12 protein-coding genes are annotated in these 14,275 nt (G+C 64.1%); 5 read left to right on the top strand and 7 right to left on the bottom strand.

What is annotated here, in order from left to right:
• Positions 1-79: 79 nt before the first annotated feature.
• Positions 80-502 (top strand): organic hydroperoxide resistance protein, encoded by a 423-nt coding sequence (locus tag BI49514_RS08785; protein WP_101546164.1) that lies wholly within the window; start codon positions 80-82, stop codon positions 500-502.
• Between the two features lie 263 nt (positions 503-765).
• On the opposite strand, the gene BI49514_RS08790 is transcribed toward BI49514_RS08785, so the two are convergent.
• Entirely contained in the window at positions 766-1,971 is a 1,206-nt protein-coding gene (locus tag BI49514_RS08790) for an NAD(P)-dependent malic enzyme (protein ID WP_101546220.1), read from the bottom strand.
• 797 nt (positions 1,972-2,768) lie between these two features.
• Here BI49514_RS08790 and BI49514_RS08795 point away from each other — a divergent pair.
• Complete coding sequence (locus BI49514_RS08795) at positions 2,769-5,312, top strand: HNH endonuclease signature motif containing protein (RefSeq protein WP_101546166.1); 2,544 nt, start codon at positions 2,769-2,771, stop codon at positions 5,310-5,312.
• Between the two features lie 279 nt (positions 5,313-5,591).
• Here BI49514_RS08795 and BI49514_RS08800 read toward each other — a convergent pair whose 3' ends face one another.
• From BI49514_RS08800 to BI49514_RS08810, 3 genes are all read right to left on the bottom strand, one after another.
• Positions 5,592-6,971 carry an MFS transporter gene (locus tag BI49514_RS08800; protein WP_101546168.1) on the bottom strand — a complete coding sequence of 460 codons (1,380 nt, stop codon included), beginning with the start codon at positions 6,969-6,971 and terminating at the stop codon, positions 5,592-5,594.
• A 142-nt stretch (positions 6,972-7,113) separates the two neighbouring features.
• A complete protein-coding gene (locus BI49514_RS08805) occupies positions 7,114-7,962 on the bottom strand; it encodes a CoA-transferase subunit beta (protein ID WP_101546171.1) in 849 nt (282 codons plus the stop codon).
• Positions 7,959-8,873: a CoA transferase subunit A gene (locus BI49514_RS08810; protein ID WP_101546173.1), complete on the bottom strand. Its 915-nt coding sequence runs from the start codon at positions 8,871-8,873 to the stop codon at positions 7,959-7,961. Before BI49514_RS08810 ends, BI49514_RS08805 begins: the two co-directional genes overlap by 4 nt.
• A gap of 158 nt (positions 8,874-9,031) precedes the next feature.
• Here BI49514_RS08810 and BI49514_RS08815 point away from each other — a divergent pair, with 158 nt between their 5' ends.
• On the top strand, positions 9,032-9,931 hold the full coding sequence (locus BI49514_RS08815) for a LysR substrate-binding domain-containing protein (RefSeq protein ID WP_101546175.1): 900 nt from the start codon (positions 9,032-9,034) through the stop codon (positions 9,929-9,931).
• Between the two features lie 64 nt (positions 9,932-9,995).
• Positions 9,996-10,649, top strand: a complete 654-nt coding sequence (locus BI49514_RS08820; RefSeq protein WP_101546177.1) for a histidine phosphatase family protein — start codon at positions 9,996-9,998, stop codon at positions 10,647-10,649.
• 60 nt (positions 10,650-10,709) lie between these two features.
• Here BI49514_RS08820 and BI49514_RS08825 read toward each other — a convergent pair whose 3' ends face one another.
• From BI49514_RS08825 to arsB, 3 genes are read right to left on the bottom strand one after another with little or no spacing between them, the layout of a single operon-like run.
• The gene (locus tag BI49514_RS08825) at positions 10,710-12,074 is read right to left on the bottom strand and encodes an NAD(P)-binding domain-containing protein (protein WP_101546179.1); all 1,365 of its coding nucleotides are present in this window, start codon (positions 12,072-12,074) and stop codon (positions 10,710-10,712) included.
• The gene (locus tag BI49514_RS08830) at positions 12,067-12,549 is read right to left on the bottom strand and encodes an arsenate reductase ArsC (RefSeq protein WP_101546181.1); all 483 of its coding nucleotides are present in this window, start codon (positions 12,547-12,549) and stop codon (positions 12,067-12,069) included. Before BI49514_RS08830 ends, BI49514_RS08825 begins: the two co-directional genes overlap by 8 nt.
• The gene (gene arsB / locus BI49514_RS08835; RefSeq protein WP_276526848.1) at positions 12,546-13,595 is read right to left on the bottom strand and encodes an ACR3 family arsenite efflux transporter; all 1,050 of its coding nucleotides are present in this window, start codon (positions 13,593-13,595) and stop codon (positions 12,546-12,548) included. Before arsB ends, BI49514_RS08830 begins: the two co-directional genes overlap by 4 nt.
• Positions 13,596-13,763: 168 nt before the next feature.
• Between arsB and BI49514_RS08840 the strand changes: the two genes are divergently transcribed.
• Positions 13,764-14,114, top strand: coding sequence for an ArsR/SmtB family transcription factor (locus BI49514_RS08840; protein WP_244194996.1), 351 nt, complete (start codon positions 13,764-13,766; stop codon positions 14,112-14,114).
• Positions 14,115-14,275: the final 161 nt, after the last annotated feature.

The following is a 14,275-nucleotide window of genomic DNA, read 5'->3' on the forward strand; positions in this document are numbered from 1 at the left end:
ACCACTGATCCGACAATGCACCACCGACCCCACCGATCACCACTGATCCGACAATGCACCAACAACGGAAGGAAACATCATGAGGGCTCTCTACACAGCAGAGGCACTGGCCACAGGCGAAGGCCGCGACGGCCACGGACGCACGAGCGACGGAAAGGTCGATGTCGATCTCGCGACTCCGACCGAGATGGGCGGCAGCGGCAACGGCACGAATCCCGAACAGCTCTTCGCCGTCGGCTACGCGGCGTGCTATCACTCAGCGCTGCGCCTCGTGGCCGGTCAGGCCAAGGCGAACGTCGACGATTCCACGGTCGGCTCACGCGTGAGCATCGGCAAGGACAATGAGGGCGGGTTCCAGCTCGCCGTCGAACTCGAGGTCACCCTCCCGCACCTCGAGAAGGCTGAGGCCCAGGCGCTGGCCGACAAGGCCCACAAGGTGTGCCCGTACTCCAACGCCACCCGCGGCAACATCGACGTCACCATCACCGTCACCGACGACTGATCGGCAACGCGGCCGCCGACAGTCGGCGACAGGCCGCCAGCAGCTGACCGACACCGGCGCGCCGGCGCGGGCCGCAGCCTCCAGGCGCAATAACAACTGTGGGGCGGGTGAAGATCTTTCTTCACCCGCCCTCAGTACCGTTCGGATTCAACAGCCGGCCCGCAGGCCCTGCCCCACCCAAACCTCCGCTGACGTCAGCGGACGCCAGCTGACATCAGCAGAGACCGGCGGACGCATGCGAACCTCAGCGCGACGCTGAGACCTCAGCGCTTGGCCATGGCCTCGAGCGCGGACTTCTCGACCGCCTCGGCGACGGCCGGAGCGACACGCGAATCGAGCGCACCGGGCACGATATAACCGGGCTCGAGGTCATCGCCGACGAGATCGGCGATCGCACGAGCGGCGACGAGCTTCATATCGTCGGTGATCTCGTTGGCATCGGCGTCGAGCGCGCCGCGGAAGATTCCGGGGAACGCGAGGACGTTGTTGATCTGGTTCGGGAAGTCGCTGCGCCCGGTAGCCACCACGGTGGCGTACTTGGCGGCGACGTCGGGGGCCACCTCGGGGTTGGGGTTCGACAGAGCGAAGATGATCGCGTCGTCGGCCATGTTGGCCAGGTGAGCCTCGTCGATGGTGCCGCCGGAGACGCCGATGAAGGCATCGGCACCGTCGAGGGCCCCGCCGATCCCACCAGCGATTCCGCGCGGGTTCGTCGACTCGGCGAGGAACTGCTTCGTCTCGGTCAGATCTGAGCGGCCGGACTCGACGACGCCCTTGGAATCGAGGACGACGATGTCGTTGACACCAGCGTCGGCGAGGATCTTCACCACGGCCACACCGGCAGCTCCGGCACCGGAGACGACGACGCGGACGGATTCGAAGGACTTCTTCACCACGCGCAGAGCATTCGTCAGCGCGGCGAGGACGACGACGGCGGTGCCGTGCTGGTCATCGTGCATGACGGGAATGTCGAGGGCCTCCTTCACCCGGTCTTCGATCTCGAAGCAGCGCGGAGCGGAGATGTCCTCGAGGTTGATCGCTCCGAAGGTCGGGGCCATGCGGACGATGGTTTCGACGATCTCGTCCGTGTCATTGGTGTCGAGTACGATCGGAATCGCATTCAGCCCGGAGAAGGACTTGAACAGGGCGCACTTGCCCTCCATCACCGGCAGCGAGGCGGCCGGACCGATGTCACCGAGGCCGAGCACAGCCGACCCGTCAGAGATGACCGCGACGAGTCGGCCGGTCCACGTGTGCGTGCGCGCCAGCTGCGGTTCGTCCTTGATCGCGGTGCAGACCTTGGCCACGCCGGGGGTGTACGCGATCGAGAGGTCGCGCTGGGTTTGTAGCGGTGAGGTGAGCTCGGCGGAGAGCTTGCCGCCTTCGTGTGCCTCGAAGATCTCGGCGTCGGTGATCGGGCCCTTCGAGCCCTGGTCGGAGGCGGTTGAGTTGTGAGCGGTGGTCGTCATGGTTGATCCTCGTGGTTGATGCGGCGGCGGTTGGTGAGCCTGCTGGGCTCGTGAGTTCTCGGTCGAGCGAGCACTCCGTTCGATGATCGGATCATCGGTGCAGCCGGCAGTGATCGTCTGGCCGTCGGCCGGCGCGGACACGGTCGACCGTGAGCGCAGGCGATGGTCTGGGCGAAGAACTGGTCACCAGTGAAGGATGGCGCGGTGACGTCGACGCGGCCCGCGACATGACCCTAGGTGAAGGGCTACGCGGTTGCGCGCAGTGCGGATACGGCTCGCATGAGGCGAGTACCGACCTCATGGGTCGCATCCGACAACTCGATCATCATAACCGATGCTGTGACCCGTTTCACTCGAAAACCCGGCCCCACCGAGGCTGTCCCGCCGTTCCGGTGGCATGTTCTCCAGACCTTTGGACCAATCGGGAACGTCGTCGTTGTCGTCGCCGAGGAGGCACGCCCCCGATGGCCGACTCATTCTGCAGCCGCGACGGGTCAGTACCGAGGAGGCGTATTCTCCCCCGAAATCGCGGCAGACCTTCCCCGCAATCCCCACCCAGGAACCGCACTCATCCAGAAACCGCGCCTGACCTGCATGGATGAAATCCAACACTCTCATGTCAGTGCCGGATGCAAAGATGATGGGGGAATCAGAACCTCTTCGATCTCTCATCGACAAATATTCGAATACTTTCTTTGTTTTCTATTGTGAATGTCCGTTTGAGCGCTTAAGATAGAGTTAAGCTTTTCCAATCAGCACCACTCCCGACAACGAAGTCCGAGGCAGGTGAAAACGCAATGAAGGGCACCACCAACCGTTCGACCCCCGGTCAGGCCGAAGAGCCGGGCGCAACACAGACGTCACCGCGATTCGCCGTCCGCTTCGAATCCAGCATGTCTCGCTTCGCCGAGAATGCCGTCGCTTCCGACCGTGCGCATTTCTCGCTCCTCGAGTCGGTCTCTTCGGTCGTGCTCGAACAGGTTTTCATCGAATTCGAACTGCCCATGCCAGAGGGGTCCGAGCCTTTCCGCTGCGAGACGATTGCTGCAACCTTCGAACGTCGAGCCGAAGAGTCCGAAGACACCGTCTTCGGCGCTGCGGATATGCCGGAACCCTCACCCAAGGGCGCGTCTTCGCCCGACATCGTGTCGTCGCCCACTGACGACACTCCCGTCACCCGCGGCTCCCCTTCCGCGACAGTTGTGCTCTATGACGCTGACTTCGCCCGCGAACAGTTGCGTAAGGCGACTGGGTCCGAGGCGAAGGTGCTGCCCGAGTTCCCCGAGCTCGATGAGGGCATATGCTTCTCGAAATGGGTCTATGACTATGTCGACGCCGAGGATCTCGTCGAGATCTCGACCGTGCTGGGGACCAATACTGCACGCACCTACCGTCAGCTGACCGGCGCGATGACGATCTTCTATGGTCTTCCCCGCTTCGCCGACCGGGTCCGCGCCGGAGAGTTCACCCAAGCCCATGTCGACGTGGTTGCCCGCCAGTGTGCCGACGTCGCTTTCGCCTTCCTTCCGAAACTAGATATCTTCCTGGCAGCCCGGCGCACCGACATCACCTGCGAGACTCTGCGCCGTGATCTGGCCAAAATGATCGCCCTGCTCATTCCGCCGGTTGACAACACCGAGCTCGCCACCAAGCGTCGTCGCATCGATGTCGACGGCTACAAGGACGGCTCGGCCTGCCTGACCGTCAGCGGACCCTCGGCGGAGATCTTCGCCTGCTACAACCGGATCCAAGGCATGGCTCTTGCCGTGCATGGCAAGAACAAGTCCGCATTCAACCTGCCCGTGGGCGTTGAGATCAGCGATGACCGCTCCATCTCCCAGCTCGAGTACGATCTGTTCATCCGGCCTGTCCCGGAGCTCAAGGTCAAGGTCGTGTCGGTCGATCCGATCACGGGAATCCAAACAGCCAAAGACACATCGCTGCTCGACGCCGACGGCGAACTCATTCCGGATATGAACTCCGACGACGCCGTCGCCGACTTTGCGAAGCATGTTGCTTCGGGCTCAGCCGACGATGCAATGGAGTCGTCCGACGGAAGTTCAGCCGGCGGCGACGGGGTGTCGTCCGACGCCTGCTCTGCTGCCGACCAGTCATTCGGTTCGGCGTTCTCCCCCGACGGCGAGGACGCTGATGGACCCGTTGAGTATTTCGTCAAGCTGCGCATGCCCACCAATTCGTGGTGGCTGTCGCACCAGGCCGCCACCGTGGTGACCGTTCCCTTCCTCACCCTCACCGAAGATTCGGACCTGCCCGGCACCTTTGCCGATGGCTCGCCTGTACCCGCCGAGGTGGCCCGCACTATCGCCGGCCGCTCGAAGAGCATCCAACGGATCCTCACCGACCCCGGCACCGGCACTCCTGTCGACGCCAAAGCGACGACTTACCAAGTCCCCAGGGATCTTCGGAAGACCCTGGTCGAGCAGTGGACGGTGTGCACCGTTCCCGGCTGCTCGCGTCGGGCCGAGAAGTCGGAGATCGACCACGTCGTTCCGTTCTTCCACCTGAATCCGCTCAAGGGCGGTCTCACCCGGTTCGGAAACCTGCATCCTCTGTGCAAGAAACACCATGCGTTGAAGACCGCCGGTCGCCTTCGGGTCACTATGCCGAAATCCGGTGAGCTCGACTACGAGTTCAAGCACGGGATCACGACTACTGTGTCGGCGCCCGGCCAGCCGATCAATGTGGCCCAAGCGCTCGAATTCGATGCATTGGGACGACTGGGTCTCAAACGGTGGAAACTGCCCTGGTCGATGGTCCCGCCAGCGCCAAGGGTGCTCGAACTCATGCCCGGTGAGTCGACGATCCGCCGGCGCGACGAAGAGAAGCGCCGGCGCGACGAGGAGAGGCGTCAGCGAGAGGAACGCGAAGCCCGACAGCGGCGACTGTCGGAGGCGTATCGGGAGCAGCAGGCAGAAAACAGGCGGCTGCGGCTTGAACGCTGCCTCAATTGGGAGAAGTCTGCCCACCAGCTCAGTCTTCCCGCCGGCACCGACCCAGCTGCAATGAAGCAGCTGACTGGGAACGCCAAGTATGCAAAGGCAGTTAAATGGTCGCGTCTCGCGGGTCTCGCCATCGACGACATCACCGTCGACCCGAGTGTTCCCGAGGAAACCCGCCCGAGCACCGCCGAGGGATCCAGTCCCCGCGGCTCCTCTGAATCCAACACCGCACCTGATAGCTCCGCTGACTCGGGCGGCACACGTTCGCCAGGCCATGGGCGGCCCGAGGGCGACCGAACCGACGACCCCTGGAGCCACCGATTCGCCTCCCGGAAGGTGAACTGGAACCACGACCTCGAGGTCGATCCGCCACCGTTCTGAGCTCTCGCACCGCTCGGTTGCACCGGTCTGTCCGAACACAGAGCCCACTCCTTAGCGAAGCCGGGCAGCGAGGTCCACAGCATTGGCGGCCGTGCGCCTCCCCACCGTAACCGCAGACCCCGATTCGGCGGAAGCGCCATCGCCGACCGCAGTGAGCCGGTCGCCGTCCACCCCACAGGAGCAGCCTCCGTCCATCTCACAGGGCCATCCACCCCACAGACGCAGCCTCCGTCCATCTCACAGGCCCGACCATCGCCTACGCACGGGCCCGGCCGCCATCTACTGCAGCGGGAGCCGTTCGTCCACTGCATCGGCTTCAGTCGTGAGGTCGCGACCACGGGTTTCGGGTGCGAAGAGTGCACCGAGCAGACCGCAGCCTGCGAAGAGGATGAGAACGATCGCGACGGGCCACCAAGTGTCGGTGATCACCGCGACGAGCGAGGCGGCGACCACCGGTGCCAGACCGCCGGAAACGACCGAACCGACTTCCTTGATCGTGGTCATGAACGTATACCGGTGCTTCGATCCGAACAGTTCGACCAACCAGCTCGACTCAACTCCGTACAGGTTCGGCAGGGGGCCGCCTACGAAGACCGCGAAGACAGCGACGATGACAATCGGGTTGCCGGTCTCGATGAGCAGCATGGCCGGAATCGCGAAGAGGATCTGGAAGAGCGTGAATCCCAAGAACACCGGCCGACGGCCCACCTTGTCGCTGAGCTTGCCGAAGTAAGGCACGGTCGCGAAGCCGATGACGGTTCCGATCATGATGCCGGTCGTGACCACTGCGGAATCGAGGCCGGTCGTAGTCACGACCCATCCGACCATGAAGCCTTTGACGAGGTAGACCGCAGAGTTCTCGCCCATTCGGATGCCCAAGGCGAGCAGGAACGACTTCGTCGACCGGCGCGCCTCGACGAGGATGCTCGGCTGCTCAACCTTGTGCGCTGCGACCTCCGCACGGCGTTCCTTGGCTTCCTCGAATACCGGGGATTCCCTGACCTTCGTGCGAATCACCAGTGCCACGAATGTGGTGACGATGCTGAGCAGGAAGGGCACCCTCCAACCCCAGCTCAGGAAGGCATCGTCCGGCAGCAGGGTGAGCAGGGTCCACAGAACTGTGGCCACGAAGATTCCGCTGTTGGTCCCCATCGCCACGATCGCCCCGAAGAGCCCACGGCGACGCACAGGTGACGATTCGACCAAGAGCACCGACGCTCCGGCCAATTCGGCTCCGGCCCCGAACCCCTGCACGAGTCGGAGAACGACCAGCAGTGCCGGTGCCCAGTCGCCGATCTGCGCATAAGTCGGCAGAAGCCCGATGCCCATGGTCGCGATGCCCATCATCGAGAGGGTCACGATGAGGACGATCCGGCGTCCGTGTTTGTCACCGACTCGGCCGAAGACGTACCCGCCGATCGGTCGGACGACAAACCCGGATCCATAGACACCGAGACTCGAGATCAGCGCGACCGCAGGAGTCTCATTGGGAAAGAAGAGCGGCCCGAAAACCAAGGCTGAGGCGAGTGTGTAGAGGGTGAAGTCCATGTACTCGAGCGAACTGCCGAGCCAGGATGACCATGCGGCACGGCGCAGCTCGGGACGAGTCACGTTCGGATCAGGAGGGGAGGTGACCTGGGCTCTTGTCTTCATTGACATGATTTCAACTTTCTTCGATTCGAATTCTCGCGTGTTCGGCAGGGGGCCTCAGTGGGCGGGGCCTCAGTGGGCGGGGAGCCGCATTGGACGGCTGTCGCCGACAACTGCCCGTGGAGATGGGTCGGCGGGTGAGGCTTCCCGTTCAGCGCAGGTAGATGCGGGCGGGATCGAGCGTCTCTCGCAGCAGCGCCAGCTCACCCGGAGTCGGCGGCAGCGTCGTCTCCAGGTCGGGCGAGACCTGCAGGCTCCACCCGGTCTGGCGCACCACTTCGGCAGGGTCGACACCGGGGTGAACGGCCGTGAGTGTGAGTTCTTCGTCCTGAGCGAAGCGCGTCATGAGTCCCATGTCAGTGATCACATGGGTTACGCCAGCGCCCGCCGGCATTGACCCGACCGCAGCCTCAGCGGCCTTCTTCGGCCCCGGGGAGGTGACGAAGTCCAAGGATTCGACGAAGGTACGCGGGGTATGTCGGCGCATGACGAGGAAGATCTCGGCCGCGCCCGCCATGGCCTCGATGGCTCCGCCTGAGCCCGGAAGTCGGCTGTCGGGGTGCTCCCAGTTCTCACCGATGAGGGTGGAGTTGAGGTTCCCGTATTTGTCGACCTGGGCGGCGCCGAGGAATCCGACGTCGATGCGCTGACCCTGCAGAACGTAGTTGAACAGGTGCGTCATCGGCATCACCGAGGCGGCTCCCGGGACGAGGATCGAGTCCGAAATGCTGCGCGGCATGGCCGGCGGCCTGGCTCCGGTGACTCCCGACTCGTAGACGATCTCGATGTCCGGTGCGACGGTGTGCTGGGCCAGAGAGACGGCCAGTGTGGGCAGGCCGTGCCCGGCGAAGACCACGTTGCGTCCGGCCAGCGCCCGCGCCGAATGGACGGTGAGAAGTTCGCTGCTCGTGACCTCGTCGCCAGCGGCCTCGCTGCTTGTGGTCTCGCTGAGCTCGTCGCGGGACCGGGTCTCAGTGGTGTCGTGAGCACTCAGTGTCATGCTCGCCCTCCATAGTTCACAGGCGTCGAATATGCGTCGTGGATGGCCATCCGCTCGAAGTGGTCCGATCCGAGGGTGGCAAGGAACTCATCGTGATCGCTCGTGCCGCGGATATTGATCTCGAGCCAGTTCTGGACCGCCGCCGCGTCTCGAGCGAGCGCGGACCACTGTCTCGAGAATTCGTCGTCGCGGTCGTAGTAGCCCTGGACCGAATGAGGATGCGACCCGCGTGGCACGGCGACGACGGCATCGACGACGTGCGCGGGAACGATGGTGCGGTTCGGGTCGGAGCGGACGACAGCCTCGTCGACGATCTCCTCGACGGTGACGATGAGTCGGCGACCGGCGAATGCGGCCTCGGTTTGGATTCCGAGCATCCCCCAGGCCTGCACGTTTCCGTGTATGTCGGCGCGTTGGGCATGGATGATCGTGAGGTCGGGATTGAGCGCGGGGACGACGTGGATGTCCGATCCACCGTAGGGATCGGGAACGGACCTGATCCGCGGATTCTTCGCCGCCAAGTCACTGCCCCGGTAGGAGGCGATGGGCTGGAACGGCAGCTTCGAAGCGCCGGCCTGGTAGCGAGCGACCATTCCGCCGTGACTGTATTCGTCGAACCACAGCGGCTCCGGGTCCGACTTCTCAATGCGTCGCCGCAGCTCGTGAAGGGAACCGGCCGAACTGTTGGCGATGAACGAGGAGATGAGACCTTTCAGGCAGTTCGCTCCGAGCATCTGGTCGACGATGACGTCGCAGGACATGCGTGCGAGGACCAGATCTGTGAAGCCTTGCCGGATGATCTCGTGCGCGGCGGCGACCGGCACGATATGCCCGAATCCCTCCAGCGCGACCGTGTCTCCATCGCTGAGATAGGTGCTGATCGCTTGGCGAAGACCCATCGTCTTGTCCATCGCGTTCCTCCTCGAACCTCGAATGACTGTGACCCCAGTCATCCTTTCAAAGTCATTGATACCCGTCCAATACTTATAATGGAGACGATTAATGCACTTGCTGCACGAATATCGCCCGATCCTCACTGGGCGGCCGCATTCACGATTGAGACACCGATATGGACACAAAGCACATCCGCGCATTCCTCGTCCTCGCTGAGGAACTTCACTTCGGCAGAGCCGCCGAACGACTGCATATGACCCAACCGCCCCTCAGCCGACTCATCCGAGGTCTGGAGTCCGACATGTCGGCACAGCTGTTCGAACGCAGCACTCGGTCCGTGCGCCTGACTCCGGCAGGACAGGCGCTCGTCGAACCTGCGCGCGACATCCTCATGAGTCATCGCCTCGCCGACTCAGCAGTGCAGGCAGCCGGGAAAGGCGAGGTCGGACATCTGCGCCTGGGATTCACCGGCATCGCGACCCACAAACTCATCGGACGGCTGCTCAAACTGGTCCGCGGGACTCATCCGGGAATCCACCTCAGCCTGCAGAGCGCCTCCTTCGGGATGCCGGCCATCGACAACGTCGCCGACGGCTCAGTGGACCTCGTCTTCGGCTATTGGCCATTCGTGCCACAGTCGGTCGATACTCGCGTCGTCGCCCAGGAGTCGCTTGTCGTCGCCATGCACAGTGAGCATGCCCTAGCAGGCCGCGAGTCGGTGTCGATGAGCGAGCTCGAGGGAGAGGAGTTCATCACGGTGCCGCCGAATCCGGGGTCGACGACGATCGAGCGGCTCTACGAGCTGTCGCAGGCCGCAGGTTTCAACCCCACCGTCATCCAGGTGGCTCCGGACACGTGGACGATACTCTCGCTCGTCGGCGCGGAGATCGGCTGTTCGGTCACAGTGGCGTCGGTGCCGAAGAACGCCTCCTTCCCCAATATCGCCTTCGTCCCCCTCAAAGACCCGAAGGGGCCGTTTCCGCTGCTCATGGCATGGCGCAGAGATGACGTCAGTCCTGCCCTCGCCGAGGTGCTTCGACTGGCCGAGCAGCTGTTCCCCGCCGCTGTCCCGTAGACTCGTACCAGTAAACGATCGCTCGAACAGTACTTCGGGCTTCACGACGAGGATGTGGTGATTCATGAGTGTGCTCTATCTGGTCCGGCACGGGCAGGCGTCGTTCGGCACGGATGACTATGACCGGCTCTCCGATCTCGGCAGGAAGCAGAGCCGCACCACCGGTCGCTTCCTCGCCTCACAAGGACTCGAACCCGATCGCATCATCCACGGTGAGATGCTGCGGCAGCGCCAGACCGCAGAAGGCCTCCTCGCAGGACTCGGCCGCGATATGGACGCCCACGTCGACGATGGCTGGAACGAATACGCCGCATGGGAGCTCACCGGCGTGCTCACGGATCTCGATCCGCGCGCTCAGCACGATTCGAAGATCTTCCAGGGCGAACTCGAGCGCGGTGCCGCCCGGTGGGCCTCGGGTGAGCACGACGAGGACTACACGGAGACCTACAACCAGTTCACGTCACGCGTCGATCGAGCCCTCGACGAGGCGACCGGTGCGATGAGCTCGGGACAGTCGACGATCGTCGTCTCAAGCGCCGGCGCCATCGCGTGGACCGCGGCCCGACTGATCGGCGGCGGCTTCGATCAGTGGATGGCCTTCAACCGAGTGACCATCAACACCGGCATCACGAAGATCATCACCGGCCGAGGCGGAACCAGCCTCATCTCGTTCAACGACCACGGCCACCAGGATCCGAAGAACGCCACCTACCGCTGAGGCGGCGAGGGCCGAACCGGCGAGTCAGCCCGCCGTGGCGACGTAAGCCGAACCGGCGAGTCAGTCGTTCCTGCTCTCTCCTGATCGCCCGTGTTCTGTCCCCGTGGGGATCCCGATCACTACCGGTTCCGCAGGTCCGCAGCATCCGCCTGCGTCCGATGCGTCAGTCGAACACACGCCGGTCTCAGGCAGGTCGAGCTCGACTCGGTCCGCAGCTTCCAGGTCCCCCGCGATCGCTGCGACGACGGAACGGACCTGCTCGTAACCGGTGTACATGAGGAACGTCGGGGCCCGCCCGTAGGACTTCATGCCCACGATGTAGAAATTCGGCTCCGGATGCCCCAACACCCGGGCACCATGCGGAGGGACCGTTCCGCAGCTGTGATACTCGGGATCGATGAGCGGCCCCAACTGCTGCGGAGCTTCGACAACCGGGTCGAGGTCCAACCGGATCTCGCGCAGGAATCCCAGGTCCGGACGGAAGCCGGTGGCGGGAACGACCCGATCGGCGTGGAGCGTCACCGACTCACCGCCGGTCTCGGCAGCCACGGTGCCACCACCGTCGGCGGCGAACCCGGTGATCGTCGTGGAGGCATGCACATCGATGGCCCCGTCTTCGACAAGACGGCGGAGCCGCGCGCCCAGGGCTCCGCGAGCCGGCAGACCGTCCTGGTCCTCCCCACCGTAGACGGATGCCGGGTCTGCGCGCCTGAGCACCCAGCCGATTCGCGTGCCCGGCACTTCCGCGCGCAGCTCCGCCAGTGCCAAGAGCGTGTTCGCCGCCGAATGCCCTCCACCGACGACAAGAGTCCGCCTCCCGGCGAAATGCTCACGGTCACGGCCGGTCACATCGGGCAGAGGCGAGGTGACGAACCCGCTGCGACGAGCCTCGACTTCGCCGGGCGCTGCGAGCCCGGACTGCCCGATCGGATTCGGGCTCTCCCATGTCCCCGAAGCGTCGATGACCGCCCTGACCTGGAAGTCCGCCGTAGTTCCATCGGAGTTCTGAGTGCGAACAAGAAAGGGAGTCGATTCACGCTGCGCGGTGCCGGTCCGGTCCAGTCCGACTCGGCTCACTGCCACAACCCGGGTATCGGTGAGGATGGCGTCCCGGAGTCCATCTGTCTCGGCCAGCGGAATGAGATAGTCCCGGATGAGTTCGTCTCCTGTGGGCAGGTGCTCGCCGTCGGGTTCCTGCCAACTGGTGGACGCCAGCAGGCTGCGGGCCGCGACGTCGATGTTGTATTTCCACGGAGAGAACAAACCGATATGACCCCATTCGGCCACTGCCGCCGCGACGGACGATCCCACTTCGAGGACGAGCGGTCGGATCCCACGTCGGACCAGCTGGGCCGCGGCCGCGAGGCCGACGGGACCGGAACCGATCACGGCGACCGGCAGATCTGCGAGCGCGAAATCAGTCATTGGGAGCCGCCTCGGCGATGGGGTTCGACGTGGTCGTCGACTGTGTGGATTTCGTCCCTGCATCGGGGGCGAGATCGACGATGAGGGCTTCGACTCGTGTCCGGATCTCATCACGGATTCGGCGCACCGATTCCAGGCCCTGACCTGCGGGATCGTCGAGAACCCAGTCTTCGTATCGTTTGCCGGGGAAGATCGGGCACGCATCGCCGCAGCCCATCGTGATCACGACGTCCGAGGTGCGCACGGTATCTGCGTCGAGCAGAGTGGGGCTGTTGCGGGTGATGTCGATGCCGAGCTCCCGCATAGCATCGACTGCGACGGGATTGATCGACTCGGCCGGTGCGCTTCCGGCGGACCGCACTTCGATGTCTCCCCCGCCCAGTTCCCGAAGGAATCCGGCCGCCATCTGGGACCTGCCGGCGTTGTGCACACAGACGAAGAGGACACTCGGCTTTGGCGTTGGTGTGAGACTCATGCTCGATTCGCTCCTTGAACAGAGGGTGAGGGGAAGAAACGGGGTCGCGCCCAAAGCGCGACATAGACGAGGGCGACGAGGATGGGCACCTCGATGAGCGGGCCGACGACTCCGGCGAGCGCCTGCCCCGAGGCGACGCCGTACGTCCCGATCGCCACTGCGATGGCGAGTTCGAAGTTGTTGCCGGCAGCGGTGAATGCCAGGGTCGTCGTCTTCTCATAGCCCAGGTTCAGGGCTCTGCCGATGACCATCCCGACAGCGAAGACGACGATGAAGTAGACGAGCAGAGGCAGGGCGATGCGGGCGACATTGCCCGGGTGAGAGGTGATCTCGTCACCTTGGAAGGCGAAGAGCACGACGATAGTGAACAGCAGTCCGTACAGCGCCCACGGCCCGACCTTCGGGAGGAAGCGATCTTCATACCACTGACGCCCCTTCGCCTTCTCCCCCACCGTGCGTGTGAGGAAGCCGGCGAGAAGCGGGATTCCGAGGAAGACGAGGACGCTCGCGGTGATCGCCCAGAAGGAGAACTCGCTGCTCGTCGTCGGCAGCCCCAGCAGATTCGGCAGCCACTGCAGATAGAACCAGCCGAGGAGACCGAATGCGAGAACTTGGAACACGGAGTTGACGGCCACGAGCACGACGGCGGCCTCGCGGTCGCCACACGCGAGGTCGTTCCAGATGAGGACCATGGCGATGCACCTGGCCAGCCCGACGATGATCAGTCCGGTGCGATATTCGGGCAGGTCGGGAAGGAAGAGCCAGGCGAGCGCGAACATGAACGCCGGAGCTGCCAACCAGTTGATGACCAAGGAGGTGATCATGAGCTTCTTGTCGGCCAGCACGTGCCCGGTCTCGTTGTACCGGACCTTGGCGAGCACCGGAAACATCATCACCAGGAGGCCGATGGCGATCGGCAGGGAGACGTCGGCGACCTTGACCGAGTCCAGAGCCTCGGCGAGACCGGGCACGAGCCTGCCCAACACCAGGCCCAGGGCCATGGCACCGATGATCCACAGCGGCAGGAATCGGTCCAGCGTCGACATCTTCGCCGCCACCGGTGATTCAGCGTTGGAAGTCTCCGTGGAATGCATGGTCCCCCTCGAGGTGCGAGTCGGTTCTGCGCCGCGCTGACATGCCGGCGCATTGAAGTTCATCGATACGATAGGACCACAAGGCATCGACAAATGTCAATGTATGGGCATAATGGAGGAATGACCACACAGCCCGCGCTCTCTCCGACCGAGGCGGACGTCTGCTGCCCGTCGCTGACTGTTTCGCCGTTGAGCCTCGATGATGCTCAGGACTTTGCGCGCATTCTCAAGTCACTGGCCGACCCGACCCGGTTGCGTCTGGTCTCCCTCATCGCCGGGCACGAGCAACAGGAAGCATGCGTCTGCGATCTCACCGAACCCGTCGGTCTCGGACAGCCGACCGTCTCCCACCATCTGAAGATCCTCGTCGACGCAGGAGTCCTCCGGCGGGAGAAGCGCGGCGTCTGGTCGTACTACTCCCTCGAGGCCGCCACATTGAACCGTCTCTCCGAATTCCTCTCCCCCGGCTGAGGCGGCGCACGGGTAGGACTCTTTCGCCGAGGCGACCTGGCCCTACCGCTGCCGGTGGACGTGCGCCACGGCTTCGGCGCGACTGCGCACGCCGAGCTTGCGGTAGAGCGCGGACAACCGGTTCTTCAGCGTCCCGGACACCACTCCGTGTGCTCTCAGTC

Source organism: Brevibacterium iodinum ATCC 49514 (genome assembly GCF_900169265.1).
Lineage (GTDB): Bacteria > Actinomycetota > Actinomycetes > Actinomycetales > Brevibacteriaceae > Brevibacterium > Brevibacterium iodinum.